27 protein-coding genes are annotated in these 26,353 nt (G+C 68.6%); 14 read left to right on the plus strand and 13 right to left on the minus strand.

Translation table 11 applies throughout. The annotated features are described in order from the left end of the window. Positions 1-231: 231 nt before the first annotated feature. Both D8S75_RS14980 and D8S75_RS14985 read left to right on the plus strand, forming a co-directional pair. On the plus strand, positions 232-1,614 hold the full coding sequence (locus tag D8S75_RS14980) for a hypothetical protein (protein ID WP_157982663.1): 1,383 nt from the start codon (positions 232-234) through the stop codon (positions 1,612-1,614). After that, on the plus strand, positions 1,608-2,048 hold the full coding sequence (locus D8S75_RS14985; protein ID WP_119967163.1) for a type II secretion system protein N: 441 nt from the start codon (positions 1,608-1,610) through the stop codon (positions 2,046-2,048). The genes D8S75_RS14980 and D8S75_RS14985 overlap by 7 nt, the downstream gene beginning before the upstream one ends. Before the next feature lie 27 nt (positions 2,049-2,075). On the opposite strand, the gene D8S75_RS14990 is transcribed toward D8S75_RS14985, so the two are convergent. Genes D8S75_RS14990 through D8S75_RS15000 form a run of 3 tightly spaced genes read right to left on the minus strand, consistent with a single transcriptional unit; the run spans position 2,076 to position 4,788 of the window. Next, positions 2,076-2,504 (minus strand): hypothetical protein, encoded by a 429-nt coding sequence (locus tag D8S75_RS14990; protein ID WP_119967164.1) that lies wholly within the window; start codon positions 2,502-2,504, stop codon positions 2,076-2,078. Then, positions 2,501-4,327 carry a radical SAM protein gene (locus D8S75_RS14995; protein ID WP_198673221.1) on the minus strand — a complete coding sequence of 609 codons (1,827 nt, stop codon included), beginning with the start codon at positions 4,325-4,327 and terminating at the stop codon, positions 2,501-2,503. Before D8S75_RS14995 ends, D8S75_RS14990 begins: the two co-directional genes overlap by 4 nt. Before the next feature lie 2 nt (positions 4,328-4,329). After that, entirely contained in the window at positions 4,330-4,788 is a 459-nt protein-coding gene (locus D8S75_RS15000; protein WP_119967165.1) for a hypothetical protein, read from the minus strand. A 310-nt stretch (positions 4,789-5,098) separates the two neighbouring features. Here D8S75_RS15000 and D8S75_RS15005 point away from each other — a divergent pair, with 310 nt between their 5' ends. The 5 genes from D8S75_RS15005 to D8S75_RS15025 all read left to right on the plus strand — a co-directional run bounded on the left by D8S75_RS15005 (position 5,099) and on the right by D8S75_RS15025 (position 9,906). Next, positions 5,099-5,821: a DUF3348 family protein gene (locus tag D8S75_RS15005; RefSeq protein ID WP_232829062.1), complete on the plus strand. Its 723-nt coding sequence runs from the start codon at positions 5,099-5,101 to the stop codon at positions 5,819-5,821. A gap of 21 nt (positions 5,822-5,842) precedes the next feature. After that, positions 5,843-7,999: a DUF802 domain-containing protein gene (locus tag D8S75_RS15010; RefSeq protein ID WP_232829063.1), complete on the plus strand. Its 2,157-nt coding sequence runs from the start codon at positions 5,843-5,845 to the stop codon at positions 7,997-7,999. Next, a complete protein-coding gene (locus D8S75_RS15015) occupies positions 7,996-8,649 on the plus strand; it encodes an OmpA family protein (RefSeq protein WP_119967168.1) in 654 nt (217 codons plus the stop codon). The genes D8S75_RS15010 and D8S75_RS15015 overlap by 4 nt, the downstream gene beginning before the upstream one ends. Then, entirely contained in the window at positions 8,642-9,229 is a 588-nt protein-coding gene (locus D8S75_RS15020; RefSeq protein ID WP_119967169.1) for a DUF2894 domain-containing protein, read from the plus strand. Before D8S75_RS15015 ends, D8S75_RS15020 begins: the two co-directional genes overlap by 8 nt. A gap of 188 nt (positions 9,230-9,417) precedes the next feature. Next, positions 9,418-9,906, plus strand: coding sequence for a flavodoxin family protein (locus D8S75_RS15025; protein WP_119967170.1), 489 nt, complete (start codon positions 9,418-9,420; stop codon positions 9,904-9,906). Position 9,907: 1 nt separating this feature from the next. On the opposite strand, the gene D8S75_RS15030 is transcribed toward D8S75_RS15025, so the two are convergent. Beyond that, the gene (locus tag D8S75_RS15030) at positions 9,908-10,873 is read right to left on the minus strand and encodes a tripartite tricarboxylate transporter substrate binding protein BugE (RefSeq protein ID WP_119967171.1); all 966 of its coding nucleotides are present in this window, start codon (positions 10,871-10,873) and stop codon (positions 9,908-9,910) included. A 153-nt stretch (positions 10,874-11,026) separates the two neighbouring features. Here D8S75_RS15030 and D8S75_RS15035 point away from each other — a divergent pair, with 153 nt between their 5' ends. After that, positions 11,027-11,947 (plus strand): LysR substrate-binding domain-containing protein, encoded by a 921-nt coding sequence (locus D8S75_RS15035; protein ID WP_119967172.1) that lies wholly within the window; start codon positions 11,027-11,029, stop codon positions 11,945-11,947. A gap of 24 nt (positions 11,948-11,971) precedes the next feature. On the opposite strand, the gene D8S75_RS15040 is transcribed toward D8S75_RS15035, so the two are convergent. Together D8S75_RS15040 and hutC are read right to left on the minus strand one after the other, a co-directional pair. Next, a complete protein-coding gene (locus D8S75_RS15040) occupies positions 11,972-12,436 on the minus strand; it encodes a hypothetical protein (RefSeq protein ID WP_119967173.1) in 465 nt (154 codons plus the stop codon). Between the two features lie 107 nt (positions 12,437-12,543). Then, on the minus strand, positions 12,544-13,245 hold the full coding sequence (gene hutC, locus D8S75_RS15045; protein ID WP_119967174.1) for a histidine utilization transcriptional repressor HutC: 702 nt from the start codon (positions 13,243-13,245) through the stop codon (positions 12,544-12,546). 76 nt (positions 13,246-13,321) lie between these two features. Between hutC and hutG the strand changes: the two genes are divergently transcribed. The 3 genes from hutG to D8S75_RS15060 all read left to right on the plus strand — a co-directional run bounded on the left by hutG (position 13,322) and on the right by D8S75_RS15060 (position 16,302). Then, positions 13,322-14,269: a formimidoylglutamase gene (gene hutG / locus D8S75_RS15050; RefSeq protein WP_119967175.1), complete on the plus strand. Its 948-nt coding sequence runs from the start codon at positions 13,322-13,324 to the stop codon at positions 14,267-14,269. A 41-nt stretch (positions 14,270-14,310) separates the two neighbouring features. After that, complete coding sequence (locus D8S75_RS15055; protein ID WP_119967176.1) at positions 14,311-15,240, plus strand: class I SAM-dependent methyltransferase; 930 nt, start codon at positions 14,311-14,313, stop codon at positions 15,238-15,240. Positions 15,241-15,384: 144 nt separating this feature from the next. Then, positions 15,385-16,302, plus strand: a complete 918-nt coding sequence (locus D8S75_RS15060; protein ID WP_232829064.1) for a pirin family protein — start codon at positions 15,385-15,387, stop codon at positions 16,300-16,302. Between the two features lie 3 nt (positions 16,303-16,305). On the opposite strand, the gene D8S75_RS15065 is transcribed toward D8S75_RS15060, so the two are convergent. Next, on the minus strand, positions 16,306-17,196 hold the full coding sequence (locus D8S75_RS15065; RefSeq protein ID WP_119967177.1) for a LysR family transcriptional regulator: 891 nt from the start codon (positions 17,194-17,196) through the stop codon (positions 16,306-16,308). Positions 17,197-17,309: 113 nt separating this feature from the next. Here D8S75_RS15065 and D8S75_RS15070 point away from each other — a divergent pair, with 113 nt between their 5' ends. Beyond that, complete coding sequence (locus D8S75_RS15070) at positions 17,310-17,990, plus strand: Bax inhibitor-1/YccA family protein (RefSeq protein ID WP_119967178.1); 681 nt, start codon at positions 17,310-17,312, stop codon at positions 17,988-17,990. Positions 17,991-18,038: 48 nt separating this feature from the next. Further along, a complete protein-coding gene (locus D8S75_RS15075) occupies positions 18,039-18,500 on the plus strand; it encodes an ABC transporter substrate-binding protein (protein WP_119967179.1) in 462 nt (153 codons plus the stop codon). Between the two features lie 28 nt (positions 18,501-18,528). On the opposite strand, the gene D8S75_RS15080 is transcribed toward D8S75_RS15075, so the two are convergent. The 4 genes from D8S75_RS15080 to D8S75_RS15095 all read right to left on the minus strand — a co-directional run bounded on the left by D8S75_RS15080 (position 18,529) and on the right by D8S75_RS15095 (position 22,221). Continuing rightward, positions 18,529-20,067, minus strand: a complete 1,539-nt coding sequence (locus tag D8S75_RS15080) for a class I adenylate-forming enzyme family protein (RefSeq protein WP_119967180.1) — start codon at positions 20,065-20,067, stop codon at positions 18,529-18,531. A gap of 136 nt (positions 20,068-20,203) precedes the next feature. After that, the gene (locus D8S75_RS15085; protein WP_232829065.1) at positions 20,204-21,517 is read right to left on the minus strand and encodes an SPOR domain-containing protein; all 1,314 of its coding nucleotides are present in this window, start codon (positions 21,515-21,517) and stop codon (positions 20,204-20,206) included. An 84-nt stretch (positions 21,518-21,601) separates the two neighbouring features. Beyond that, positions 21,602-21,886 (minus strand): DUF4148 domain-containing protein, encoded by a 285-nt coding sequence (locus tag D8S75_RS15090; RefSeq protein WP_119967182.1) that lies wholly within the window; start codon positions 21,884-21,886, stop codon positions 21,602-21,604. A 53-nt stretch (positions 21,887-21,939) separates the two neighbouring features. Beyond that, positions 21,940-22,221, minus strand: coding sequence for a DUF4148 domain-containing protein (locus D8S75_RS15095; protein WP_119967255.1), 282 nt, complete (start codon positions 22,219-22,221; stop codon positions 21,940-21,942). A gap of 293 nt (positions 22,222-22,514) precedes the next feature. Between D8S75_RS15095 and D8S75_RS15100 the strand changes: the two genes are divergently transcribed. Then, positions 22,515-23,162, plus strand: coding sequence for a DsbA family oxidoreductase (locus tag D8S75_RS15100; RefSeq protein ID WP_119967256.1), 648 nt, complete (start codon positions 22,515-22,517; stop codon positions 23,160-23,162). 77 nt (positions 23,163-23,239) lie between these two features. Here the strand turns inward: D8S75_RS15100 and D8S75_RS15105 are convergent, their stop codons facing one another. Next, positions 23,240-23,722, minus strand: a complete 483-nt coding sequence (locus D8S75_RS15105) for a CreA family protein (RefSeq protein ID WP_119967183.1) — start codon at positions 23,720-23,722, stop codon at positions 23,240-23,242. Beyond that, positions 23,719-26,298 (minus strand): cyanophycin synthetase, encoded by a 2,580-nt coding sequence (gene cphA / locus D8S75_RS15110; RefSeq protein WP_119967184.1) that lies wholly within the window; start codon positions 26,296-26,298, stop codon positions 23,719-23,721. Before cphA ends, D8S75_RS15105 begins: the two co-directional genes overlap by 4 nt. Positions 26,299-26,353: the final 55 nt, after the last annotated feature.

The following is a 26,353-nucleotide window of genomic DNA, read 5'->3' on the forward strand; positions in this document are numbered from 1 at the left end:
CTGGAAGTCTCCGTACCAAGCATTCCAGCAGTTCATGCAGGCCATTGCGCAGCGCCAGGGCGCTACCATTCACTGATTCTCAATGGTGGTGTTGCACTTCAGATTTGAGACCGCCATCCAATTGCTCTCAAATTGATAGCTGTAAGCGCTTGCCCATCAAGCGCCAGAGCCAGATTTCATCCGAAATTCAAATCTCGACGCATCCCTTGCCCCCTGGGCCTGCCCCAGCAAGTGACCGACGCCCTGGGCCGCAGCACCACCTACGAGCGCGACCTGCTGGGCCGCCCCACGCGCATCACCCACCCCGATGGCGCCAGCACCACCCTGCAGTACGACCAGGGCACCGTGGGCTACCTGAGCTCAGTCACTGACCCCAGCGGTACCACCACCTACGAGCGCGACAGCCTGGGCCGCATCACCCGCAAAACCCAAACCCTGGCCAGCGGCAACACCCGTAGCATCGGCTACCAGTACGACGCCAGCGGCCTGCTGGCCAGCACCACCTACCCCGGCGGGCAGGTACTGCAATACCAGCGCGATGCCACCGGCCAGATCACCGCGCTGGCCTGGGCCGGCCAAAGCCTGGTGCAAGCCATCACCTGGAGCCCCCTGGGCCAGCCCCAGGGCTGGAACTGGACCCTACCCGGCGCAGCCACCAGCCTGAGCGCCAGTCGCAGCTACAACAGCGCAGGCCAGACCACCCAGACGGAAACCACCAGCCAGCAATACGACGGTGCAGGGCGCATCCAAAGCCTCACCCAACACCTGTGGCACCCCGCAGACACCGACAGCAGCCACAACACCCTCGCCCAAAGCCCCACCACCTGGAGCGCCAGCTACGACCGCGCCGGGCGCCTGAGCGCCCTCACCAAGACCAGCGGCAGCGGCAATGCAAAGGACACCACCACCTACCAATACGACCCCAACGGCAACCTCACCAGCAGCCAGCGCGAACGCGCCGCAACCACCACCACCCGCACTTACCGCACAGAAAGTGGCCACAACAAACTCCTGGGCTTTAGCCAGACCAGCACCAGCGCCAGCACCAGCGTCACCCACCAGTACGACGCTGCAGGCAATCTGCAAAGCGACGGCCTGCACCAGTACCACTACGACAGCCAGGGCCGCCTGCAAAGCAGCCAGACGGGCCAGGGCCAGGATGCCCCCACCACCAAATACGCCCACAACGCCCTGGGCCAGCGCGTTTTCAAGACCGAGCCCCTGTATGCCGCAGCCAGCAGCAAAGACGGCGCCCTGGACGACGAGGAAGCAGACCTGGAACCCCCCGGCCTGTTGCAAACCCTGGCCCACTTCTTCGCCCGCCTGTGGAGCCCCGCCAAGAGCGACGCCGAACACCTGGGCTGGGCCTATGTGTACGACGAAGAAGGCAACCTGCTGGGTGAATACGGCACAGGCGGTGCACAAAGCGCAGGGCAAAGCCAGTACCTGTACCTGCCCACAAGCCAAAGCCCCATCCCCATCGCCGCAGAGATCGACGGGCGCCTGTACGCCATCCACACGGACCACCTGGGCACGCCAAGGCGCCTGACGCAGGCCGACGGGCAGGCATGCCTGGCGTGCAAGCCCGTGTACCCGATAATCCTGCGATGGTGACGAATTCACACAGCATCTGGGGCGTGCGCCTCGCCACCCTGGGCATCTGGGCGCTGGCCGCCGCGAGCCTGGCTTATTGGGGGCTGCGCCTGTCGGCCCATGCGCCTGCGCTGGCGGTGCCGGTGGCGGCACCGGCCGTCCTCGCGCCCGATGCGCAGGCCCTGGCGCGGCTGCTGGGCGCCGTGCCGGCGCAGGCGCCCGTGGCGGCGCCGGTGTCCAGCCGCTTTGCCCTGGTGGGCGTGCTGGCGGGGCGCGAGAGCGGCGGTGGCGCCGCGCTGATCGCCGTCGATGGCAAGCCGGCGCGGCCGTTCCGCGTGGGCGCTACGGTCGACGCGGGGCTGGTGCTGCAGGCGCTGGGGCCGCGCCAGGCGCGCCTGGGCGCCTCGGTGGACGGGCCGGCCACGGTTACGCTGGAGATGCCGCAGCGCAAATGACCGGCGGGGCTGCGCGCCAGCGGCGCGTCACCCGTTGTTGTTATTGTTGTTATTGTTGTTGTTGTTATTGCTGCTGCGGCGCTTGTCCTGGGCCTCCTTGGCGGGAAGCTGTCCCGGCAGCGTGAGGAACAGCCCCGCCGTTCCCAGCATCACCAATTGCGCGCTCTTGCTGTAGGCCTCGCCGTCGATGATCGAGAGCTTGGCGCCGCTGCACCACAGGGCCTGGATCTGTCGCGCCTGCGGCACGTCGAAGCTCTGCACCACCTTTCCCCCGGCGTAACCGCAGATGCGGCCGTCCTGGTAGATCAGGTGGTCCTGCTTGCCGCGCGCGGCGTTGGCCAGCCAGCGCACCAGCGCTTCTTCCAGCTGCGTGCGCTCGGGGCCGTCTTCCAGCCGCAGGGCGTTCAGAAAGCATTCCACGGTGTAGGCGGTGCGCTGCAGGTCGTTGGTGCTCATGGCAGGTAGTGGAATTCGAAGTTCTGGAACGGCAGGTTGGCCGTCTGCACATGGTAGAAGGCGTTGGCCTTCTGCTTCTGGTAGTGGTGCTCGCGCAGGAAGAAGGTGGTGACGAACAGGTTGTTGAGCACGCCGCGCTGGTAGTGCGCGCGGTGCAGCTCGATGAGGCCGGAGAGGTCCACCTGCGCAAACGCCTCGCCCAGCAGGGCGCTGGGCTGCAGGAAGTCGGCGTAGAGCTGGTAGGTGAACACATGCGCCTGCTTGGTGCGCTGCTCGTCGCCATAGACCACGGGCGTGTCGCGCAGCATCTGCAGGTAGACGGTGTTGCGCACGGCCTCGGGGCAGTTCTGCGCCAGCAGGTCGCGGCGCAGATGCAGCACCACCCGGTCGCCGGGCACCAGGGTGTGCACGCTGCGCTGGGTTTTGAGCAACTGCGACTCCAGCGCGATGGCCTCGCCATTGAGTTCGAGCACGAAGGCGCTGCCATCGAACACCGCCCGCAGCACCGCGTCGGCCTCGATCAGCGCGGGCAGGGTGTTCTTTTCTTCGCCCAGGTCGCCGGGCAGCACCAGGCGGCGCGCGGCGGGCCGGGGGGCGGTCTGCGCGAAGGCCAGGCCGGGGTGCGTGGCCAACTGGTATTGCTGCGCGTAGTCGTGCTGTACGTCCGGCGGGTCGGCGGGGTAGGTCAGCGGAGCGTCCGCGTAGATGCGCTTTTGCAGGCCGCAGGTGTAGGAGCGGCCACTCTGGTTCTGGTGCTTCACCACCGGGCAACCGGTGTGGCAGGTGGAGAGGTGGCCGCAGCCCTGGCAGGCGCTGTCGAAGCCGTGCGCCTGGTGCACCGCGCGGATCTGGCGCGCGCCGTTGTCCAGGATGTCGAGGATGGGCTGCTCGAACACGTTGCCGTAGCGGAATTCCGGGATGCCCTGGCCGCGCACGCAGGAATACACCGAGCCGTCGCTCTGCAGCAGGTAGAAGCGCTCGCCGCAATTGGCGGCGTTGGTGCAGTAGCCGGGCGTGAACTCGTCGAACCAGTGGCGGCGCAGGCCTTCTTCGAGCTCGGTACCCCTGAAGGCGGCGTGCAGCGTGTCGTACAGCCGCTGCTGCTGCTCGGGCGTTGCCGGGGTGAGCACGGCCTCGCCCTTGGCGGCGCGGTTGAGCTCGGAGCCGAAGGCGAACATCAGGTTGAACTGGTTCATGTCGAAGCCCAGCTCGCGGTGGATGAACCAGATGTCGTCCACCAGCGCCTGCATGTCCTGCAGATGCTCGCTGCTGAGCGTGGCGGAGATCTTCTTGGCGTGCGGGTAGCGCGCCAGCAGGCGGATGTTCTCCAGCGTGCGCGGCAGCCATCCGGTGCCGCCGCGCGTGGTGCGGTGGCGCTCGTGCAGGGCCAGCGGCAGGTCGATGCTGGCGCTGATGGACACCTTGTGCCGGTCGAACAGGTCGTAGAGCGGCGCAAACTTGAACAGGTTGGTCTTGATGTGCGGCGCCGACTTGCGGTGGCCCAGGGCATTGAGCGCGTCGAAATGCTCGCGGTAGTGCGCGCGGATCATGCCGAACAGCGCGTCGAGCACCTCGGGCGGCAGCGTGGTCACCTCGCCGCCGTGCAGCGAGACATTGAACGCCAGCACGCCAGCGTCGCGCAGCGCATCGAGCGTATGGCGCAGCGTGTGAACGGCGCGTTCGGCGTCGCGCTTGAGCGCGGCCTCGCTGGTCTGCTTGCCCAGGTAGCAGTAGCTGCAGCTCAAGTTGCAGCACAGCGTGGGCACGTAGAGCAGGTGGATGGAGCGCTCGAAGGCGCGCGCGGGAACGGCGGCGGTGTCCATGCTCAGGCTTCCTCCAGCGGGGTGCCGGGCGCCGCCTGGAGTACGCGCTCGATGATGCGGCTGCTCACCTTCTCGAATTTGGCCGCCTTGTTCTTGGTGATCTTGTCGGGCTTGCGCGCATTCGTGGGGAACTTGTCGCGTTCCAGTCTCAGCAGCAGGCCCTCGGCGCCAGACAGTGCGAGCGTACCCCGCGTGCGCGACAGCACCATGCGCCGCACGTTACCGTAATAGACGATGGTGTCGCCGCACAGCAGGTAACGCGGACCCAGTTGCAGATAGCGGCTGGCGGTGAAGCGTGCCAGCAGCGGCACCAGCCACAGTGCGGCGCCCACGGGAAACGCCAGCACCGTGGCCAGCAGCGCCACCGCCATGCTGGCCCAGGTGAACCCGCGGCGCGCCGGACTGATCAGTGGGCGGCCGCCGTGCGGGTATTTGAAAAGGATGAAAGCAGGGGCGGCCATGGCGGAGAGGGGAAAGGGGGTTGGCTGCGGCTTGTCTGTATTTGTACCTCTTTTATGCGGGCGTGGCGGTTCGGCCACGTCCATTTCGTGCCGATGCGTTCCATGGCGATGGCTTTGGCGCGATGGGCCTCGATTTTCCGCCGGCCCCGGTCTCGCGCCCGCATGTGCATGGGTGGCGTTCATGGGGGAAAATACGCGGTTTTGCCCGCCGGGGACATGGTCTCCGATGCCCGGGCGCCCCAGACGGGGCGCTGGCGCGGCGTGCGGACTCGATGGCATGCATCTACACCACCGACTCACCAGCTCCCCCTTGGTCCTTCTGCTCCAGCAATGGCAGCCAGCGGACGGTGGGTTGGCGCGTCCCGATGTGGCAGAGCACCTGGGCCAATGGTTGAGCGCCGTCGATGCCGTCCGGTTCAATGGAGCGTTGCGTTCGATAGAGTCCTTGTCCGCGCAGGCGATTCCGCCGGGGCAGGCCGTGGACCTGCGCTCCATGGAGGAAGCCTGCCACGGCCTGCGCGCCGAGCTGGATGCGCTCATCGTTCCCCGCAGCCCGCCCGCCCGGGCGGTGCGCGGACGGATGGCCAGTGTGCCGGCCGATGCCATCGACCCCCAGTCGGAGGCGGATTTCGCCCCCCATGGCCAGCGCTACCTTGGCTTGCAGAAGCAGATGGAAACGCGGCTGGGCGCGGCGCGCGCCCAGATGCGGCAATGGCTGGCGAAAGGCTCGCCCGCCCTGCGACAGCTGGCGGTGCTGGACGGGGTGCTGGAGCAGATGCTGGGCGCGCGCGAGCAGAGGCTGTGGGCGCTGCTGCCCACCTGCCTGGAAGGTCGTTGGGTGCATTGGCGCGGCCTCCATGCGCGGCAACTGGAGGCCTCGGGGCAGGAGGACGCGCCGCGAGGCTGGCGGCAGCCGGGCGGCTGGCTTTTTGCTTTCGAGCAGGATGTCCGTGCGCTGTGGATGGCGGAAGTGCAGCTGCGCTTGCAGCCTGTCATGGGCTTGCTGGACGCGGCCCGAAACGAGAACAGGTAGACAGGAATGAAGAAGAGTGTGATGGCCGGCGCTTTTGCCGCCGGCCTGGCGGCCGTGGGCTGGGTGGCGTGGGGCTTCGTGGGTTCAAGCCCGCTGGCGCTGGCGATGACTCTGGTGATCGCGGCGGTCTATGGGCTGGGGGCTTTCGAGTTGGTGCGGTTCAGCGCCGCGACCGGGGCACTGGCGGCGGCGCTGGCGGGCATGGCCCAGCCGCTGGAAGACCTGGCGAGCTGGCTGGAGCGGTTGCCGCCCTCGCTGCGCGGCCCCGTGCGCCAGCGCATCGAGGGCGCGCGCGCGGGACTGCCGGGTCCGGCGATGGCGCCTTATCTGGTGGGGTTGCTGGTCATGCTGGGCATGCTGGGGACCTTCCTGGGCATGGTGGTGACCTTCAAGGGGGCCGTGTTCGCGCTGGAGACATCGTCCAATCTGGAGGCGATCCGCTCCGCGCTCGCGGCGCCCATCAAGGGGCTGGGGCTTTCGTTCGGCACCTCGGTGGCCGGGGTGGCGGCATCGGCCATGCTGGGCCTGATGCTGGCGCTGTGCCGCCGCGAGCGCCTGCTGGCGCTGCGCCAGCTCGATGCGCGCATCGCCACGGTGCTGCGGCCGTTCTCGCCGGCCCAGCGCCGCGAGGAGATGTTCCAGGCGCTGCAGGCGCAGGCCTTGGCCATGCCCCTGGTCGTGCAGCAACTGCAGGGCCTGGCGGAAGGTCTGGAGCGCCGCCATGGGCAGTTGAACGACCAGTTGCTGGCGCAGCAGCAGGGGTTTCACCGCGAAGCCGCCGCGGCCTACACCCGCTTGGCCGACGCCGTGGGCGTGTCGCTGCAGCAGAGCCTGGAGACCGGCGCCCGGCATGCCGGCGAGGCCATCCGGCCCGTGGTCGAGGAGGCCATGGCCACCCTGACGCGGGAGGCCCACCAGTCGCACCAGCGGCTGCGCGCGGCGACCGATGCGCAGCTGCAGGCGCTTACCGGCCAGTGGGAAGGCACGGCCCGCCAGGTGGCCGATGCCTGGACGGTGGCGCAGCAAGACCAGGCCCGGTCCCAGGATGCGCTGGTTGCGCGCCTCGATACGGCCCTGCAGGCCGCCGCGCAGTCGCTGGAGCAGCGCTCCGGTGCGCTGCAGGCCGCGCTGCAGGCAACGGTGCTGCAGGCGCAAGCCGCCCAGGCCGAGGCCGATCGCCAGCGCTTGGAGGGTTGGAGCCGCTCCATGGAGGGCATGGCGGGCACGTTGGCGGCGCAGTGGCAACAGGCCGGTGCGCAGGCGCTGGAACAGCAGCAGCGCGTATGCCATGCCCTGGAGGCATCGGCCGCGCAGGCGGTGGCGCGCATCGGCGAGCAGACGCACCAAACCCTGGACAGCGCCACCCGCTTGCTCGCACAGACCGACGCGCTGGTGCGTGCGCGCATGGATACGGAGACCCAGTGGGTGCAGGCGCAGGGCCAGCGCATGGACCGGCTGGCGGAAGTCTGGCGCGCGGAGCTGAGCGCGTTGCGCGACGAGGAGGCGGCGCGCGGCCAGGCCGCCGTCGAGCGGCTTGATGCGTTGCAGGCCGCCGCTGCCCGGCACCTGGCCAGCCTGGGCGCGGCCCTGGAGGCCCCGCTCACGCGCCTGCTGCAGACGGCCTCCGACGTACCGCAGGCCGCGGCCGAGGTCATCGCCCAACTGCGGCAGGAGATGGCACGCCTGGGCGAGCGCGACAACGTCGCGCTCGCCGAGCGCACGGCCATGCTGGAGCAGCTCGGCGCCTTGCTGCATTCCGTCAACGAGGCCGCCGTGCAGCAGCGCGCGGCCATCGCGTCGCTGGTCGATTCCGCCGCTTCCGTGTTCGACAGCGCGGGTAGGCAGTTTGCCCAGTCGCTGGGCGCGCAGGCCGGCAAGGTGGACGAGGTGGCCGCGCATGTGGCGGCCAGCGCGGTGGAACTGTCGAGCCTGGGCGCATCCTTCGGCCATGGCGTGGGCCTGTTCAGCGCCAGCAGCGAGAAGCTGACCGAGAGTCTGCAGCGCATCGAGGCGGCCATCGGCCAGTCCATGCAGCGCAGCGACGAGCAGCTCGCCTACTACGTGGCGCAGGCGCGCGAGGTGATCGACCTGAGCATCACCTCGCAGCAGGGCATCGTGGAAGACCTGCGCCGACTCCATGGCCACGCCATGGCTGGCGCGCCGGAGACCGCCGGATGATCGGCCTGGACGAGATGGACGACGCCACGGACCAGACCGCCACGGTGTGGGCCGTGTTTGGCGACCTGATGGCGGGCCTTCTGGGCGCCTTCGTGCTGATCCTCGTGGGCGTGCTCGTGGTGCAGATCGACCTTGTGTCCAGCCTGCGGCAGGAGGTGGAGCGACGCCAGATGGAGGAGCGGCGCCGCATGGCCCTGGAGACGGCCCTGGCCATCCCCCTGGCCAGCGGCCGGGTGACGCTTAACGAGGGGCGCATCGGCATCAGTGGCAGCGTGTTGTTCGCACCGGGTTCCGATGAACTGCGCCCCGAGGGCCGCCAGTTGCTGACCAGCCTGGTGCAGCCGCTGCGCGTGTACCTGCGCGAGCGCGACGAAATGCTGATGGTGAGCGGTTTCACCGACAACAAGCTGCTGCGCGGCGGCAACCAACGCTTCGCCGACAACCTGGAACTCTCGGCCCAGCGGGCACTGACCGTGACGCGGGCCCTGATCGACGAGGGCATGCCGGCATCCCAGGTGTTCGCCGCCGCTTTTGGCGCGGAGCAGCCCGTGGCGTCCAACACGGATGAAAGTGGCCGTGCGCAGAACCGCCGCGTGGAAATGGCCCCCGTGCCCAAGGCTCCGAACGTGAAGCCAGCGCGAAATGACTGACGCCCTGCTGGAGGCCTTGCGGGACGAAGGCCTGCACGGCCACGACCCGGCGCGCTTCCATTACCTGGAGGTGCTGGCGCGGCGGCTGCCAGGGCAGCCACCGGCCGTGCGGCAGGCGCTGCAGCAGCGCTGGGATGCGGCCGTGGCGGACTATGCGCTGCGCGCCCGGTCGGCGCCCGCCCAGCCTGTCGCCGAGGTGGCGGGCCGGGGATCGCCCCTGGCACAGCTCAACCGCGAACTCCACGCCCACGCTGGAACCGGCGCAGGCCCGGGGCTGGCAGGCCATGGCGGGGGGGGCGTGCCGGACCTGCCGAGCGTGCGCCGGTTCGGTGAAGTCTGGTCGAAGATCGCCGCCGAGCAGCAGGTGGCCCAGGCCCTCGTGCGCGGGCCGGAAAACGCCGGACCGCTCAACTCGCACAAGCTCGTGCTGCGTTCGCTGCGCCTGATGCGCGCGCTCTCCCCCGCCTATCTGCAGCGCTTCATGGCGCAGATGGATGCCCTGCTGTGGCTGGAGCAGCGGCTGCCCAAAGCCGCACCGCCGACGGCCAAGCCCGCGCGCAAGGGCCGGCGCAAGACCTGAGAGGGTGTGAACGAACCCACCATGCCCGCTCATTCCGCCAAAACACACCCGCTCGTCGTTGCAAATGCTCGCCATAGCCCGAGCTATGGCTGCGCTTTGCTCCTAGATCGGCCGCGTTTTCGCGGCCTGCTCGGGCACGCCGGATTCATTCACGCCTTCTGAGCGCCGCGCGGGTTTATGCTGACCGCATGCGCAAATCCCTGCTCATCGTCTACCACTCGCTCACGGGCGGCACGCGCCAGATGGCCGAGGCGGCCCGCGCTGGCGCGGCCACGGACGCCGAGGTGCGGCTGTTGCACGCCGCGCAGGCGGGGCCCGGCGATGTGCTGGCGGCGGACGGTTTCATCTTCGCCACGCCGGAGAACCTGGCGGCCATCAGCGGGCAGTTGAAGGATTTTTTCGACCGCAGCTACTACACCGTGCTCGACCAGGTCAATGGCAGGCCCTATGCCAGCCTCATCTGCGCTGGCAGCGACGGGCACAACGCGGCGCGGCAGATCGAGCGCATCGCCACGGGCTGGCGCCTCAAGCCCGTGGCGGAGCCGCTGATCGTTTGCACCCACGCCCAGACCAAGGAAGCCATCCTCGCGCCCAAGCAGATCGATGCCGAGGCGCTGGAGCGCTGCCGCGCGCTCGGCGAGGCCCTGGCGGCGGGGCTGGCGCTGGGGGTGTTTTGAATCAATCCAGCGTCAGCTTCTGCTGGACCACCACCTGCTTGTAGATTTCGTATTCGGCCTTGATCTGCTCGGCGAATTGGCTGGGCGTGTTGGCCACCACCAGCGAGCCCGTGTCCTCGATGCGCTTGCGCACGGCCGGGTCCTCCAGTGCCTTCTTCACGCCGCTGTTGACCTTGTCGATGACTTCCTTGGAAAGGCCCTTGGGGCCGAGAATGCCGTAGTAGGCCATGCGGTTCACGGGTTCGGCGCCCACTTCCTTGAAGGTGGGGACGTCGGGCAGCTGTGGCAGGCGCGCGGGCGCCGCCACGACGATGGGCACCAGCCGCCCGGTCTTGATGAAACTCAGGGCCGAAGGCAGGTTGTCGAAAATGATCGGCACCTGGCCCGCCAGGACATCGTTGAGGGCCGGACCGCCACCACGGTAGGGGATGTGGGTGATGAAGGTGCCCGTCAGGTTTTTCCACAGTTCTGTCTGCAGATGGGCGATGCCCCCGGTGCCCGATGTGGCGTAGGAGTACTTGCCCGGATTCTTCTTCAGTTCGGCCAGGAAGGACTTGTAGTCCCGCGCCGGGAAACTGGGGTGCACGGCAATGACATTGGGGGTTGCCGCGACGTTGATGATGGGGGTGAAGTCGGTCAGCGGGTTGTAGGCGATCTTGGTGTTGATGGCGGGGTTGGCGGCCGTGGTGGAGACCGTCGCCATGCCCAGCATGTAGCCATCGGCGGGTGCGCGTGCCGTTTCGGTGGCGCCCACGGTACCGCCGCCGCCGGATTTGTTTTCCACCACGACGCTCTGGCCGAGGGCCTTGCCCAGTGGGTCGGCGATCGTGCGGGCCACGATGTCCGTCGTGCCGCCCGGCGCAAACGGCACTTGCAACCGGATGATCTTGTGGGGATAGGTTTGGGCGCTGACGCACATCGGTGCCAGCAGGCACAGGCTCCAGAGCAGGCTCGCTCGTCTCTTCATGCTGTCTCCTTGGTATGGGTGGCGCGATCTTAGGAAGGCCATCACCAGGCGGCAAACGATTGTTTTTCAATCACATATGACAAATAGTATTATCTTGAGGGATGCTTTGGGAGAATTTTGCTATTTATCCGCTCTTCATCATGAGGTGATTGCATGAGACGTAGGCTTCCATCCATGCAGGCACTGAGCTGCTTCGAGGCTGCGGCGCGCCACCAGAGCTTTACGCGTGCGGCACAGGAGCTGTCATTGACCCAGGGCGCCGTGTCCCGGCAGGTGGCCGCGCTGGAGGCCTTTGTCGGGGTGCCGCTGTTCACGCGCACACAGCATGGGATGGCGCTCACGCCGTCGGGCGTGGACTATGCGCGCCAGGTTGCGGCCAAGCTGGAGGCGCTGGAACGCGATACGCTGGGCCTGATGGAGCGACCCGGGCAGGGCGACAGCCTGACGCTGGCCACGGTGGCCACGTTCGCCTCGCGGTGGCTGATTCCGCGCCTGCCCATGCTGGCGCGTGAGCAACCCGATCTGCTGGTGCATTTTGATATCCGGACGCGCCCGTTCCTCTTCACCGATACCGGTTTTGATGCGGCGCTGTATGCGGGCACGCCCGATCAGGTGCGGCAATGGGCGGGGACCCAGGCCACGCGGCTCCTGCCGGAGGAGGTGGTGCCCGTATGCAGCCCGCGGCTGCTGGGGAATCAGGGCGAGCTGACGCCCGAGGCGTTGACGCGCATGCCCTTGCTGCAGCAGATGACCCGCCCCGATGCCTGGCGCCAGTGGTTCGAGGCGCAGGGGGTCGAGACGAGCCGGGCGACATATGGCTCGCGCTACGAACTGTTCCTGATGCAGGTGGCCGCCGCGATCAGCGGGCTGGGGGTTGCGCTGATGCCCACGCTGCTGGTGCAGGCCGAATTGGCAAGCGGGGAGCTTGTCGTGGCCTGCCCGCGCCCTGTGCGCGGCGAGCGTTCCTACTACCTGGTCCAGCCCGCGCAGCCAGAGCGCCCGGCGTTGTCGGTTTTCAAGGAATGGCTGCTGCGCCAGGCAGAGCCGATGGGCGCCTTGGCGGAAAGGGGCTGACGGTTTTGGCCGCTCGGGCCGTGCTCAGGCTTCCAGCTTGCGCAGCTGGCGGGCGAGCCAGCGCTTGGCGGCATTGCGGACGATGAGCTTGTCCACGGGCGTGGCCCGCTCCAGCAGGCGGAGGCCATCGCGCAGGCAAATTCCGGCCTGCTGTGCCACTTTGCTGGCGCTCCAGGCCGCGACGCGTGCCTCGGCACTGTCGAGCATCCGCTGGGCCTGTTCTTCCGAAACGCCGGCGTGGTAGGCCTCGCCTGCATGCGCGAAGGCGCTCTCGGTCTGGCGCTTCCATGCGTCGCTCTCCTGGGCTGTCGGTGTGGCATGCAACCGGGGCTTGAGATCCTGCTTCAGAACGGCAACGCATTCCGCCGCCGCGTCGAAGGGGGAGGCGGTTTCCGGGGGCGTTTTCGCCGTGGAGATGCCGGCGCTCCAGGACATGCAGGCCAGAAACAGAATGATGCGAGCGAGGGGGCGGGAGGGCAGGGCCGTCATGCAGGGGGAGGTGAAGGAATGCGGATGTGCGAGAGACCCGTGGTTGGATGTGCTCTTCGTGGCAGAGTTGCATGCCATGGGGGCGTGGGCGCCAGGCACGGATCGGTTCAGATCTTACCGGTGAAGCGGTAGCGTGCTGCAGGGTGCCACATGGCCGCGACCGATGCCACCTGCCCCATGGAGTGGGTCCTGCGGCGCAGCACCAGACTGGGCTCTTGCGGCGCCATGCACAGCATCTCGCCGAAGGCGCGGGGCGGGGTGGTGGCTTCGATCTCGAAGTCAACGCCCTGCAGGGGGGCTTCCTTCATCAGGTAGGCATTGGGTGTCTGCCGGGAAAAATCCTGGGTAAGGTAGTCGGGCGCCACGCGCGGGTTCACATAGCGGTCCTCCACCTGGATGGGTAAATCGTTCTCGAAATGCAGGACAACCGAATGGTAGAGCGGCTCGCCGGCCACGGTTTGGAATGCGCGGGCCAGAGTTTCGTCGGCGCGGGTGCGTTCGAGCAGGTGCAGTTCGCTGCGGTGACGGTGGCCGCGTGCCGCGATCTCGTCGGCGATGTTGCGGATATCGACCAGCGTGGACTGGTATTTCTGTTGCGCCACATAGGTTCCCGAGCCCCGGATGCGCTCCACGACCTGCTGGCTGCCCAGTTCGCGCAGGGCGCGGTGCACCGTCATGCGCGAGACACCGAATTCCCGCGCCAGAGATTCCTCGGCGGGAATGGCATCGCCATGCCTCCAATGGCCGGCGTGGATCTGCGCCAGCACATGGCGCTTGATTTTTTCGTAGGCGTGCAGCTTTTCAGGCATGGGATACCCCGGTGGGTTCCGTGAAATTGTATATACATATCGTCAAAAAATCGGTTGATATATATACTAATAAGCCATGAATGACACCGCGATTGCATCCTTCGCCTGGCAGGGCCGGGTGGATACCGAAGAAACCGGGCCCAGCACCCGCTGGCACCAGCGGGTGCTGCCTTTCACGGCCGACAGCCGGGGCGGGGTGGCGCTGATCGGCTTCGCCGTGGACGAAGGCGTGCGCCGCAACAGCGGCCGTCCGGGCGCGGCCCAGGGCCCGCTGGCGCTGCGCCGGGCGCTGGCCAACCTGCCCGTGCTGGGCGAACCGGCCCTGTGGGATGCGGGGGATGTGGCCTGCGCCGATGGGCGGCTGGAAGCGGCGCAGGAGGCATTGGCAGGACAGGTGGCGCAGGCCCTGGCGCAAGACTGCATGCCATTGGTGCTGGGCGGCGGGCACGAGGTGGCCTGGGGAACCTTCCAGGGGATGGCCCATGCGCTGGCCGGTATGCGACGGGTGCTGGTGGTCAACTTCGATGCGCATTTCGACTTGCGCGTGGCCGCCCAGGCGAATTCGGGCACACCCTTCCGCCAGATCCAGGAATGGTGCGCCGGCCATGGCAGGCCCTTCGATTACCGGGTTTTCGGCATCAGCCGCTACGCCAACACCCAGGCCTTGTTCGAGCGCGCCGATGCGCTGGGCGCGCGGTACTGGCTTGATGATGCCTTGCAGGGCGAGGCCTGCGTGCAGGAGGCACTGACCGCGTTGGAGCACGATCTGTCGCAATGCGATGGGGTGTACCTGACCCTGGACATGGACGTGCTGCCTGGCGCTGCGGCGCCAGGGGTTTCCGCGCCGGCGCCGCTGGGGGTGCCGCTCGCCTTTGTCGAGCGCCTGGTGGATGCCGTGCTGGCCAGCCGCAAGCTGGTGGCGGCCGACATCGCCGAGCTCAATCCGGCTTTCGATCGCGATGGGCTCACGGCCAAAGTGGCCGCGCGTCTCGCGGCGCGCATCGCGCGGGGCTGCGCCTGGTGAACGGGGTGTCCCTGCTTACACTGCCAGTCCCTGCCGCTTCCATGCAAGCTTTGCTGAACGCCATCGCCCGGATGGACCTGCCCACCGATGCCCAGCGCGTTTTCCATGGACGTGGGGGCCTGCACCCTGGCTGCGAGCATTGGGCGCTCGATGCCTTTCCCCCCGTCTGGGTGTTGACCAGCTTCCAGCCGGCAACGGATGGTGAACTGGAGCAGGTGGGCGCCGCGCTGTCCGCGCGCTGGCGGCAACTGGCCCCCGGCCAGCCGCTCCACTGGGTCTACCAGTGCCGTCATGAAGGCCGCACCGAGACCCGGCTCATGGCCGGCAGCGTGCCCGAGCCGCATGTGGTGACCGAGCGGGGCACGCGCATGCGGGTCCATGTGCTCCGGGGGCAGAACCATGGCCTGTTCCTCGACATGGCCGAGGGCCGGCGCTGGGTGCGCGAGCATGTGGCGGCGCGCTCCCGGCTCAAGGTGCTGAACCTGTTCGCCTACACCTGCGCCTTTTCGGTGGTGGCACGGCAGGCCGGTGCCCGGCAGGTGGTCAACGTGGACATGAGCCAGGGCGCCATGGCCATCGGACAGCAGAACCACCAGCTCAACGGCATCACGGAAGGGGTCAGCTTCCTGGCCCACGACATCTTCAAGACCTGGGGCAAGATCGGCAGGGGCGGCCCCTATGACCTGGTCATCATCGATCCGCCCAGCTACCAGAAGGGCAGCTTCGTTGCAGGCAAGGATTACGCGCGCTTCATGCGCCGCCTGCCAGACCTGCTGGCGCCGGACGGCCATGCGCTGCTGTGCCTGAATGCTCCGGAGCTGGGGATGGCCTTCCTGCAGGAGCAGATGCGGGAACTGGCGCCCGACCTTGCGTTCGTGGAACGCGTGGCCAACCCGGCGGTGTTCGCGGATGTGTCGGAAGACCGGTCGCTCAAGGTGCTGGTGTACCGGGCGCCGCCCCTGGCGCGTTGAAAGGCGCCGCGGTATGCGCTTGGGCCCGTGAGGCAACCGCCCGGGCATCCAGGCTGGATGTCTCGTACCATGGACACCAATGCCAGGGAAGGTGCCATGGTGTGGCAAGGCTCCTCAGGCATTGGCTGTTGCCAGGAGATCGCCATGGACCACGATGAACGCATGCTGGAACCATCCGCCGGGGCGCCGGTCGAGCGCATCGCCGCGCGCGCGACCGAGCTGGGCGAGGGCCTGGCCATCCGCCGCGCCTTGCCCACGCGGCAGCGGCGCATGGTGGGCGCGTGGTGCTTTCTGGACCATATCGGCCCCGTGGTCTTCGCGCCTGGGCAGGCCATGCATGTCGGCGCGCACCCGCACACCAGCCTGCAGACATTCACCTGGATGGTCGAGGGCGAAATACTGCACCGGGACAGCCTGGGCAGCGAGCAGGTCATCCGGCCCGGCCAGGTCAATTTGATGACCGCCGGCCGGGGGATCGTCCACACCGAGGATTCGCTGTCCACCGCCGGCAGCCTGCATGCCGCGCAGCTGTGGATCGCGCTGCCGTCCCGCTTTGCCGATTGCGCACCGGCCTTCGACCACTACCCCGACCTGCCTGTCTGGACGCGCGAGGGGTGCGTGCTGACGCTGCTGGCCGGCACGTATGAAAGCCGCACGGCGCCGGCACGCCTCTATTCGCCCTTGGTGGGGCTGGACATCCACAGTGCCCAGGGTACGGTTCTGCGCATGCCCCTGGACCCCGCCTTCGAATACGGCCTCCTGCCGCTGGAAGGGCGCATCACGGTGGCGGGAGAGGTGTTTGGCCCTGGTGAATTCGCCTACCTGGGCATGCACCGGCAGGAGCTGCCGCTTGCGTTCGCCCCGGGCAGCCGGGTGCTGTTGCTGGGCGGTGAGCCGTTCGATGAAACCCTGTTCATGTGGTGGAACTTCGTGGGCTTCAGCCGGCAGGCGATCACCGAGGCGCAGCGCGAGTGGGAGGCGCAAGGGCCCCGCTTCGGCTCCGTGAAGGGTGGCGAAGGCCGGCGCATCGCCGCGCCCGTCCTGCCCTGGGCGCCGGGTTGAAGCCTACGGCCGTCGGGCGCTGCCCAGCAGCTGCCGCACCACTGGGTGCTCCACCCGGCGCTCGGTGCTGATCGCGTAGTAGTGCTCCTCGACACCCTCGCATGGGCCGAGCAGGCGTACTTGGTGGCGTAGCAGCAGATCCTTCTGCACGGCCAGCGCGGCGGGGAACACGCCCAGCCCGCTGCCGCCAAAGGTTTCCAGCAGGGCGCTGTCCTCGAACTCGCCGGCCACCCGTGGGTGCAGCCCGCGCTGCGCCAGCCACTGGTCGATGCGTGCGCGCACCGTGGAATGCGTGGTGGGCAGCAGCACCGGAACCTGCGCCAACGACGCCGGAAAGCCGTCCCTGGCGAGGGCGTGCCAGGGCTCGGGCGCGTACCAGCCCATGCCCGACGTGCCCAGCGGATGGTTGTGCACCTTCAGGTGCGGGTTGAAGGGCGCCGGGTGGTCTGAAAGCACCACGTCGAGCCGGTGCACGGCGAGGTCGGCCAGCAGATCGGCCATTTCGCCTTCGTGGCACACCAGGCGCAGATCGGGGGTTTCCAGCACGGGTTGCAGCAGGCGCTGCACCACCAGCTTGGGCAGGCCATCGGCGATGCCCACCGTGAGGCGCACCGTGGCCACCCGGGTGGCGGCATGCACCAGGTCGGGCAGGGCCTCGCCGATCTGGAAGATGTGTTCTGCCTGCTGCAGTGCGGCGATGCCGGCCTCGGTCAGGGCCAGCCCGCGTCCTGCGGGTTTGAGCAACTGGCAGCCGAGGTCGCGTTCCAGTTCGCGCACCTGGGCGCTCACGGTCTGCACCGCCATGTCCAGGCGCGCGGCGGCACGGGACATGCCGCCTTCTTTGGCCACGATCCAGAAGTAGTACAGGTGCCGGTAGTTGAATGCCAGGCTCATTTTCAGTATTTACGGGAAATTAATTCATGAATTATCTGCTTTTTTCGATGTGATAGTGGCCCTAATGTCAGGGCTCACCAGCGCGGAATGTTCCGTGCCATCGAAAGGAAACCATGAACCAGACTCTTGCTCACTCCACACGCACCACCGGATCGGGCTGGGGCGCCACCATTGCCACGCACCGGGTGCTGCGCAACACCTATGCCCTGCTGTCCATGACGCTGCTGTTCAGCGCGGCGGTGGCCGCGCTGAGCGTGGCCCTGCGGTTGCCGACGCCCGGTCTGATCATCACCCTGGCAGGCTACTTCGGTTTGTTGTTCCTGGTGCACAAGCAGCAGAACAGCGGCTGGGCCATTCCGGCCGTGTTTGCGCTGACGGGGTTCATGGGCTACACCCTGGGGCCCGTGTTGTCCATGCACCTGGCGCTGCCGGGTGGCGCGCAGACCATTGCCCTGGCGCTGGGCGCCACGGGCGTGACCTTCCTGGCCCTGTCGGCCTGGGTGCTGGCCACCAAGCGTGACTTCAGCTTCATGGACGGCTTCCTGTTCGCCGGCATGGTGATCGCCCTGCTGGCGGGCCTGGCGGCGGTCTTCTTCCAGATGCCCGCGCTGGGCCTGGCCGTGTCGGCCATGGTGGCCCTGCTGTCGGCCGGCATGATCCTGTTCGAAACCAGCCGCATCGTGAACGGTGGCGAAACCAACTACGTGCTGGCCACGGTGGGCCTGTTCGTCTCGCTGTTCAACCTGTTCACCAGCCTGATGAGCCTGTTCGGCCTGGGCGGCAGCAGCGACTGATCGCGTGCCACATCTTCGCAAACTTTCTACTCGATTCTTGGAGGTTTCATGAACACATCCCTGCGCGCCACCACGGCCGTGATTGCCCTGTCCATTGCTGCCCTGGCCGTGCCTTCGCTGGCACACGCCAAGCGCCTGGGCGGCGGCAAGCGATCCGTTCCCCCCGCCAGCATCGGCAAGGCGCCGGCCGCCCCGGCCGCGCCCGTGGCTCCGAAGGCCGCAGCGCCCACCGCCCCTGCTGCTGCTGCCCCTGCCGCCGCCCCGGCTACGCCTGCGGCGCCGGCAGCCCCCGCCGCGCGCGGTCCGGGCCTCATGGGCACCATGGGTGCTGCGGCCGTGGGCGCCGTGGCGGGCACCATGGCCGGCAATGCGTTGGCGGGCGGCATGGCGTCCGACAAGGACGCCAAGGCCAAGGAGGCCGAAGCCGCCGAGAAGGAGGCCAAGGAGCTGCAGCGCAAGGCCGACGAAGCCAAGGCCAAGGCGGAAGCCGCCCGGGCGGCCGCCAAGTAAGCCGGGCGCCGGCCGGCGCGCCGCAGGGTCAGACGGCGGGCATGGTCAGGCGCTCGCGCAGTGCTGTCTTGAGCACCTTGCCGTAGTGGTTCTTGGGCAGTTCGCTCACCATCACGTAGCGTTTGGGGCGCTTGAAGCGTGCCATCTGCTCCAGGCAGTGCGCGTTGAGCGCCTCGCGCGTGGGCTGGGCGCCGGGCTGCGGCACCACGAAGGCCACGACCACCTCGCCCCATTCGGGGTCGGGCGCGCCCACCACGGCCACCTCGGCCACGCCAGGGGCCGTGAGCAGCACCTCCTCGACCTCGCGCGGGTAGATGTTGGAGCCGCCGCTGATGATGAGGTCCTTGCTGCGGTCCTTGAGCGTGAGGAAACCCTCCGCATCCAGGCAGCCCACATCGCCCGTGAACAGCCAGCCATCGCGCAATGTGCTCGCGGTGGCTTCGGGATTGCGCCAGTAGCCTGCCATCACGCTGTCGCCCCGGACCACCACCTCGCCCACCGCGCCCGTGGGCAGGCCATTGCCCTGCTCGTCGGTCACGCGCACCTGTACCGGCGTCTGTGCCACGCCCACCGAGGCGATGCGCTCCAGGTGGCGCGGGTGCGCGGCGTCGGCCAGGTGCGCGCGCGAAAGGGCCGTGGCCACCATGGGGGTTTCTCCCTGGCCGTAGATTTGCACGAAGCGCGGCCCCATCACATGCAGCGCGCGCTGGATGTCGGCCATGTACATGGGGGCGCCGCCATAGACGATGGTCTTGAAAGCGCGCGCGGATTCTTCCGGGCCGATGCCCGCCTGCTCGGCATGGTCCACCAGGCGCTTGACGATGGTGGGCGCGGCGAAGGTGGTCAGGGGGCCGAGCTGCCAGCCCAGGTCGAACAGTTCGGCGAGCTCCACGCCGCCGGAGGCTGGCACCACATGCCGCGCACCGGCCATCAGGTGCGGAATGGCATAGAGGCCCGCCCCATGGGACATGGGCGCCGCGTACACGATGGCGTCCTGCGCGGCCACAGGGTCCACATCGACAAAATAGGCCAGGCCCATCGTCATGAGGTTGCGGTGCGTGATCATCACGCCCTTGGGGCGGCCGGTGGTGCCGCTGGTGTAGAACAACCAGGCCACATCGTCGGGCGCTCGCTCGACGGCGGCAACGGTCCAGGGGTCGGTCACGGGAGCCAGCAGCGCATCAGCCTCGGCGGATTCCACGTCGATCTGCCGCTCCAGCCCGGCCAATGGCCCGAGCGCCACGTCGGAGGTGACGAACCCCCAGCGCGCCTGGGCGTTGTCCACGATCCATTCGGCCTCCCGCGCATGCAGCTTGGCATTCACCGGTACCACCACCAGCCCCGCCCACCAGGCTGCCAGCAGCACCTCCAGGTAGCGCGGGTGGTTGCGCATGAACAGCAGCACCCGGTCGCCCGGCACCAGGCCCTCGGCCTGCATGCGCCAGGCCAGGGCGGCGCTGCGGGCCGCCCATTCGCCATAGGTGGCGTGGGGCGTGGCGCCTTGCAGGATGGCCGTGCGGCCGGGGGACAGGCGGGCGTGCCGCTGCAGCAGGTGGACAAGGCTCATGGATGTCTCTCGTGTTCCAGCGGCCCGCCCGTGGGGCCGCGATGCCGCAACGATAAAGAGCAATAACCGTTCTGCCTATACGGTATGAATACGGTACCGTGGCTGACGGCCCGTGCGGCAGGCCTGCTGCCTGCGCTCACTGTTTGAAGACCACGGCCTCCAGTTGCATGCCGCGTATGCGCGCGGCGGCAGCCTGCGCCTCCTTGGCATGGGCATAGGGGCCGACGCGCACCCGGATGCGCTTGCCCTTGGCGGTTTCCAGCGTCTGGCGGAAGGCAGGCAGCCCTTCGTTCAGCAGCCGTGACTGGGCGCGGCGGGCATTCGCCTCTTCGGCGAACAGGCCCACATTGATGTAGTACCCCGGCGCGGTCCCCACCACGGGGCTGGATGTGCTGGCCGCCGATGCGGCGGCAGAGGCGCTGGAGGCCGTGGATTGTGCCTCGGCCTTGCTGGCGGGCGCGCGCCGCGCGGCAGGCGCCGTTGGCGCGGACGTTGAGGTACGGGCACTGCTGGTGGCCGCTCCTCTGGGTGCGGGCGCGGCCTTGGGTTCGGCCTTGCCTGGCGTGGACGCAGATGCGGGTGCAGGTGCAGGTGCAGGTGCAGGTGCAGGTGCAGGTGCAGGTGCAGGTGCAGGTGCAGGTGCAGGTGCAGGTGCAGGTGCAGGTGCAGGTGCCTCGGGTGCGCTGGCGGGCTGGGAGGGGGTCGATGCCGGTGGAGCGGCAGCGGCCACGGGCTCGGAGGCGGCCGTGATGGGCAATGGCGCCGCCGCGGGGGCCGGGGTGTTGTGCGCCGTGGAGTCCTGGAGGGACGGCGCGGTATTTTCCGAGGAAGCGGAGTGCCCCGGGCCGTCGGGCGGCAGATACCAGTAGGCCGCCGATGCCACGCCGGCCAGGACGAGGTTGAGCAAGGCCAGGGCGATGAGCCGCTGCCATGAACTGGCCTGGCGGCCCAGCAGGGCGCAGGCTTCGGGAATGTCACGCGTGGCGGCCAGTGCCTTGGCGATGCGCTTGCGGATTTCCGTGTGCAGCACGGCATCGCCATAGAGGCCTGGAAGGACACAGGCCAGCACGGCGAAGGCCGCGATCAGCGCCCACTGCACGGTGTCGGGCCATGACAGGGCCTGCCGGACCGCCCCGAACACCAGCAGCCCCAGCCCCTCGGCGGCAGCCACGTAGATCAGCGCGGGCCCCCACAGGTTGCGCAGTGCCATCCAGTTCAGGGTGCACAGGCCGGCGGCCCAGTTCCAGCCGGGGCGTGTGCGGCCGGTGGTGTCGAACTGCGCGAAGCGGGGCAGGTAGCGCTCCGTGTTGACCGGGCCAAGGGCGGCCCGGTAGAGCACGGTCATGGCGCTGTCGGAAGCAGCGTCCGGCGCCGAGGCGGCATAGGTGGCGGCAAGTTCCTGTGGGGCGGGCATGGCCGATTCTGGCATGCCCACGGCAGGGCTTGCCATGGGGTTGGTGCGGACGCAAAAAAGCCCGCAGGCGTGCGCCGTGCGGGCTGAAGTTTCCTATGGAGAGAGGGGCGTCGCCGTGCCTCAGCCGCGCTCGCCGATGGCGATGGCACCGGAGCGGGCGGCTGTCACGGCCTCGGCGCGCACGGCGTCGCGGCTGGTGACGGAGGGAGCGCGGTCCAGGCTGCCCGAGGGGGTGAAGTTCTTGAACTGGGTCACGGCCTGCACGGCTTCGGTCTGCACCGAGGCGCGGTCGCGGCTGGGCTGGAACCGGGCTTCGAAATCGGTGCCGTACAGGTCGTTGGCCTGGGCGCCGAAGGAGGCGAAAGCGGCAACGGCGGCGACGGAGAGGATGCGGGATGCGGTCATGGTGTGTACCTTTGGAGAAGCAAGTGGTTCAGGGGGGCGGGAAGGCCGGCGGTTCAGCTGCGGTCGCCCAGGGCGATGGCGCCTGCGCGGGCAGCGGTCACGGCCTCGGCGCGCACGGTGGTGCGGCTCACGTCCGATGCGGCGCCGGCCGGGGCGGCCACGGTGAAGTTCTTGAACTGCGTCACGGCCTGGGCCGCTTCGGCCTGGACGGTGGAACGGGCGCGGGTGGATTGGACGCCGGCCTCGAAGTTGGTGCCGTACAGTTCGCTGGCCTGGGCGCCGAACGAGGCGAAAGCGGCAACGGCGGCGACGGAGAGGATGCGGGATGCGGTCATGGTGAATTCCTTCAAAAAGTGTTGCAGGACCCGGGTCCGCTTCCACGTCCTCGTGGTGCCGATCCGGCTTCGGTGGGCTTCCCGTGTGGGTTGCGTCTCATCGATGGGTTGAACTGTACGCCCCAGTAGTTCAAAGAAAAACTACTCAGTCGCAAACTGACTGTTCCAGTTTTTAGAACAATCTACCCTTGAACTTTGTCGGTCTGGCACGGTCACCGGTTGCCCGGGCCGCAGCCTGCAGGGGGTATTGCATTGGCCCTACCATGGCGGCCCCAGCCTCCCTGAGCCGCACCATGCCCAAGACCCTGAAGATCGACTTCGTTTCCGACATTTCCTGCCCCTGGTGCGCGATCGGCCTGCATGCGCTGGAACAGGCCGCCGGCCGGCTGCGGGAGGACGTGGCGCTGGATCTGCATTTCCAGCCGTTCGAACTGAATCCGCAGATGGGCCCCGAGGGCCAGGACATCGGCGAGCACCTGCAGGAAAAATACGGCGCCACGCCCGAGCAGAGCCAGCGCACGCGCGAAGCCATCGCCGCGCGCGGCGCCGAACTGGGATTCACCTTCGCCATGGAACGGCGCGGCCGCATCTACAACACCTTCGACGCGCACCGCCTGCTGCACTGGGCCGAGGAAAAGGGCGTGCAGCCGGCCCTGAAACACGCGCTGTTCACGGCCTATTTCACCGATGGGCAGGACCCGAGCAGCCATGACGTGCTGGCGCGCGTGGCGGGCGAGGTGGGGCTGGATGCTGAGGAAGCGCGCGCGCTGCTGGCGTCCGACCGCTTCGCCGCCGAGGTGCGCGAGCGCGAGCAGTTCTACCTGCGCCAGGGCATCCACTCGGTGCCGGCCATCATCATCAATGACCGCCACCTGATCCAGGGCGGCCAGCCCGTAGAGGTGTTCGAACAGGCGCTGCGCCAGATCGCGGCGCAGGCATAAATGCTATTAATTTAATAGCTTCTGGCGCTTATTGGATGGGCGTCAGAGCCTGTTTTTTATAAAAACCTCGACAGAACCTATTTCCGCAGCGGAATGGCGGTGGCGCGGTCCACTGGCACGGCCGTCACGCTGTTCTGCGGCGAGCCGTCGATGAGCTTCTCGGAATACGTGAGGTAGACCAGCACGTTGCGCGCCGGGTCCACCATGCGCACGATGCGCAGGCGTTTGAACAGGATGGACATGCGCTCGCTGAACACCTCTTCCTGCTTGCGCAGGGGCTGCGGGAAGGCGATGGGGCCGGTCTGGCGGCAGGCGATGGAGGCCTCGGCGCGGTCCTCGGCCAGGCCCAGCGTGCCCTTGATGCCTCCCGTGCGGGCACGCGAAACGTAGCAGGTCACGCCCTGGACGGCGGGGTCGTCGTAGGCCTCGACCAGGATGTCGTGGTCGCGGCCGATCCACTGGAAGGCCGTGTCCACGGTGCCGATCTTCTCGCCCTCGGCCGCCAGCGCGGCGCCGCAGGCCAGCAGGGTAGCGCAGGCCAGGACGCGGCGCAGCCTCATGCCGTGGCTCCGGCTTCGCTGCAGCGCTGGGCCAGGTGGGCCAGGGCTTCTTCCACCTGGTCCACCAGCACCAGGCACAGGTCGCCCGGCTGCAGGCGCGCCAGCGCGGTGTCGATGGCGATGAATTCGCCCCGGATCTCCTCGATGTGGCGGGTGCGCGTGGCGCCGGCCAGGCCCTCGCGCAGCAGCGCCATCACCTCGCCGTCGGCGCGTCCGCGCTGGGCGGCATCCTGGTAGAGGATGACGTCGTCGAAGGCCGCGCCGAGGATGACGGTCTGGTCGCGGATGTCCTCGTCGCGCCGGTCGCCCGCGCCGCTGATGACCACGCTGCGGCGCTTGCCGGGCAGGGCGTCCACGGCCTGCACCAGGGCGCGCATGGCGTCGGGGTTGTGGCCGTAGTCGGCGATCACGGTGGCGCCGCGGTAGTCCATCACGTTGAAGCGGCCGGGGGCGTTGTCGCTGTCGTTGACGAAGCCCGACAGGCCCCGGCGGATGGTCTGCCAGGGCAGGCCCACGCCCCAGGCGGCAGCCACGGAGGCCATGACGTTCTCCACCTGGAAGCCGATCTTGCCGTTGCGCGTGATGGGCACGTCGCGCAGGTGGATGGTCTCGCGCCAGGAGCCTTCCGAGGCGACGATGGAATCGCCATCGACATACACCGTGCGGTGGCCCTGGGCGCGGTGCGTGGCCATCACGGGGTGGTGGCGGTCGCTGGCGAAGTAGATGACCTTGCCGGGGCAGGCCGAGGCCATGGCGGCGACGATGGGATCGGTGGCGTTGAGCACGGCGTAGCCCGTGGCGGCCACGTTCTGCACGATCACGCGCTTGAGCACGGCCAGGTCTTCCACCGTGGTGATGTAGTTCAGGCCCAGGTGGTCGCCCGCGCCGATGTTGGTCACCACGGCCACCTGGCAGCGGTCGAAGCCCAGGCCCTCGCGCAGGATGCCGCCACGCGCGGTCTCGAACACGGCGGCGTCCACCTCGGGGTGCAGCAGCACGTTGCGGGCGCTCTTGGGGCCGCTGCAGTCGCCGCTGTCGATCTGGCGGCCGTTCACGTAGACGCCATCGGTGTTGGTCATGCCCACGCGCAGGCCCTGGGCCGAGAACAGGTGGGCGATCAGGCGCGCCGTGGTGGTCTTGCCGTTGGTGCCGGTGACGGCCACCACGGGAATGCGGCCGTCCTGGCCATGGGCGTAGAGCCGGTCCACGATGGCCTGGCCGATGGCGCGCGGCTTGCCGTAGCTGGGCGCCAAGTGCATGCGCAGGCCGGGCGCGGCGTTCACCTCGACGAAGCCGCCGCCCTGTTCTTCGAGCGGGCGCAGCACGGTCTCGGCCACCATGTCCACGCCGCAGATGTGCAGGCCCACCATCTGGGCCGCCGCCACGGCGCGCGCCGCCACGGCGGGGTGCACGTCATCGGTCACGTCGGTGGCGGTGCCGCCGGTGGAGAGGTTGGCGTTGTTGCGCAGCACCACGCGCTGGCCCTTTTCGGGCACGGAGTCGGGCGTGAGGTTCTGCAGCGCCAGGCGCGCGATGGCGATGTCGTCCAGGCGGATCTTGGTGAGCGAGGTCGCATGGCCCTCGCCACGGCGCGGGTCCTGGTTGACGATGTCCACCAGCTCGCGCACGCTGCGCTCGCCGTCGCCCAGCACCTGGGGCGGCTCGCGGCGCGCGGCGGCCACGAGCTGGTCGCCCACCACGAGCAGGCGGAAATCCTGTCCGGGCAGGAAGCGTTCGACCATCACGGTGCCGTATTCGGCGGCGTTCTTGTAGGCCTCTTCGAGCTGGGCGCGGTCGGTGATGTTGACCGTGACACCCTTGCCCTGGTTGCCGTCCTGCGGCTTCACGACCACGGGCAGGCCGACCTTCTGGGCCACGGCCCAGGCTTCTTCCACTGTTTCGACCGGCTGGCCCAGCGGCACGGGCACGCCCGCGGCGTGCAGCAGGCGCTTGGTGAGGTCCTTGTCCTGGCCGATGGATTCGGCCACGGCGCTGGTGGAGTCGATCTCGGCGGCCTGGATGCGGCGCTGCTTGGAGCCCCAGCCGAACTGCACCAGGCTGCCCCGGGTGAGGCGCCGGTAGGGGATGCCGCGCGCCACCGCGGCCTCGACGATGGCGCCGGTGCTTGGGCCCAGGCGCTCGTCCTCGTCGAGCTCGCGCAGGTTGGCGATGGCGGCCTCGGCGTCGAAGCCGCCGTGGCCGAGGGCGGCCTGGATGAGCTGCCGGGCGTCCTCGAAGGCCTGGCGGCCCACGGCCTCCTCGCTGTATTCGACGACCACCTGGTACACCCCGGACTCCACCGTGGCGGTGGTGCGGGCATAGGTCACCGGGCAGCCGGCCTGCGCCTGCAGGGCCAGCGCCGCCGTCTGCAGGACATGGGCGAGCGAGAGGTCGGTGTCGCTGCCTTCGGTGCGCAGCACCCCGATGGCGGGGAAGAGGGCGCGCAGCCGCGTCTCGAAGCCTTCGATCCGGGAGATGGCGCGTTCCGATTCGTCGCAGGCCACCACGGCCTCGATGGCCATGTGGCGGCTCCAGAGGTTGGGGCCACGCAGGGCCCTGATGCGGGATACATCCATGGGGTCGGTCTTTCAGTGTTCTGTCGCGGGGCGATGGTTGGGTTCAGGCCGGCCG

Source organism: Simplicispira lacusdiani (assembly GCF_003604195.1).
GTDB lineage: Bacteria > Pseudomonadota > Gammaproteobacteria > Burkholderiales > Burkholderiaceae_C > Simplicispira > Simplicispira lacusdiani.

Excerpts from the sequence above, each read along its gene's own strand:
- D8S75_RS15025 (WP_119967170.1), top strand. The coding sequence starts at position 9,418 with ATGCGCAAATCCCTGCTCATCGTCTACCACTCGCTCACGGGCGGCACG.
- D8S75_RS15040 (WP_119967173.1), bottom strand. The coding sequence starts at position 12,436 with ATGACGGCCCTGCCCTCCCGCCCCCTCGCTCGCATCATTCTGTTTCTG.
- D8S75_RS15000 (WP_119967165.1), bottom strand. The coding sequence starts at position 4,788 with ATGGCCGCCCCTGCTTTCATCCTTTTCAAATACCCGCACGGCGGCCGC.
- D8S75_RS14990 (WP_119967164.1), bottom strand. The coding sequence starts at position 2,504 with ATGAGCACCAACGACCTGCAGCGCACCGCCTACACCGTGGAATGCTTT.
- D8S75_RS15085 (WP_232829065.1), bottom strand. The coding sequence starts at position 21,517 with ATGGCAAGCCCTGCCGTGGGCATGCCAGAATCGGCCATGCCCGCCCCA.
- hutG (WP_119967175.1), top strand. The coding sequence starts at position 13,322 with ATGAATGACACCGCGATTGCATCCTTCGCCTGGCAGGGCCGGGTGGAT.
- D8S75_RS15090 (WP_119967182.1), bottom strand. The coding sequence starts at position 21,886 with ATGACCGCATCCCGCATCCTCTCCGTCGCCGCCGTTGCCGCTTTCGCC.
- D8S75_RS15030 (WP_119967171.1), bottom strand. The coding sequence starts at position 10,873 with ATGAAGAGACGAGCGAGCCTGCTCTGGAGCCTGTGCCTGCTGGCACCG.
- hutC (WP_119967174.1), bottom strand. The coding sequence starts at position 13,245 with ATGCCTGAAAAGCTGCACGCCTACGAAAAAATCAAGCGCCATGTGCTG.
- D8S75_RS15105 (WP_119967183.1), bottom strand. The coding sequence starts at position 23,722 with ATGAGGCTGCGCCGCGTCCTGGCCTGCGCTACCCTGCTGGCCTGCGGC.
- D8S75_RS15015 (WP_119967168.1), top strand. The coding sequence starts at position 7,996 with ATGATCGGCCTGGACGAGATGGACGACGCCACGGACCAGACCGCCACG.
- D8S75_RS15070 (WP_119967178.1), top strand. The coding sequence starts at position 17,310 with ATGAACCAGACTCTTGCTCACTCCACACGCACCACCGGATCGGGCTGG.
- D8S75_RS15010 (WP_232829063.1), top strand. The coding sequence starts at position 5,843 with ATGGCCGGCGCTTTTGCCGCCGGCCTGGCGGCCGTGGGCTGGGTGGCG.
- D8S75_RS15020 (WP_119967169.1), top strand. The coding sequence starts at position 8,642 with ATGACTGACGCCCTGCTGGAGGCCTTGCGGGACGAAGGCCTGCACGGC.
- D8S75_RS15080 (WP_119967180.1), bottom strand. The coding sequence starts at position 20,067 with ATGAGCCTTGTCCACCTGCTGCAGCGGCACGCCCGCCTGTCCCCCGGC.
- D8S75_RS15060 (WP_232829064.1), top strand. The coding sequence starts at position 15,385 with ATGGACCACGATGAACGCATGCTGGAACCATCCGCCGGGGCGCCGGTC.
- D8S75_RS15075 (WP_119967179.1), top strand. The coding sequence starts at position 18,039 with ATGAACACATCCCTGCGCGCCACCACGGCCGTGATTGCCCTGTCCATT.
- cphA (WP_119967184.1), bottom strand. The coding sequence starts at position 26,298 with ATGGATGTATCCCGCATCAGGGCCCTGCGTGGCCCCAACCTCTGGAGC.
- D8S75_RS15095 (WP_119967255.1), bottom strand. The coding sequence starts at position 22,221 with ATGACCGCATCCCGCATCCTCTCCGTCGCCGCCGTTGCCGCTTTCGCC.
- D8S75_RS15100 (WP_119967256.1), top strand. The coding sequence starts at position 22,515 with ATGCCCAAGACCCTGAAGATCGACTTCGTTTCCGACATTTCCTGCCCC.
- D8S75_RS14985 (WP_119967163.1), top strand. The coding sequence starts at position 1,608 with ATGGTGACGAATTCACACAGCATCTGGGGCGTGCGCCTCGCCACCCTG.
- D8S75_RS15055 (WP_119967176.1), top strand. The coding sequence starts at position 14,311 with ATGCAAGCTTTGCTGAACGCCATCGCCCGGATGGACCTGCCCACCGAT.
- D8S75_RS15065 (WP_119967177.1), bottom strand. The coding sequence starts at position 17,196 with ATGAGCCTGGCATTCAACTACCGGCACCTGTACTACTTCTGGATCGTG.
- D8S75_RS15035 (WP_119967172.1), top strand. The coding sequence starts at position 11,027 with ATGAGACGTAGGCTTCCATCCATGCAGGCACTGAGCTGCTTCGAGGCT.
- D8S75_RS14995 (WP_198673221.1), bottom strand. The coding sequence starts at position 4,327 with ATGGACACCGCCGCCGTTCCCGCGCGCGCCTTCGAGCGCTCCATCCAC.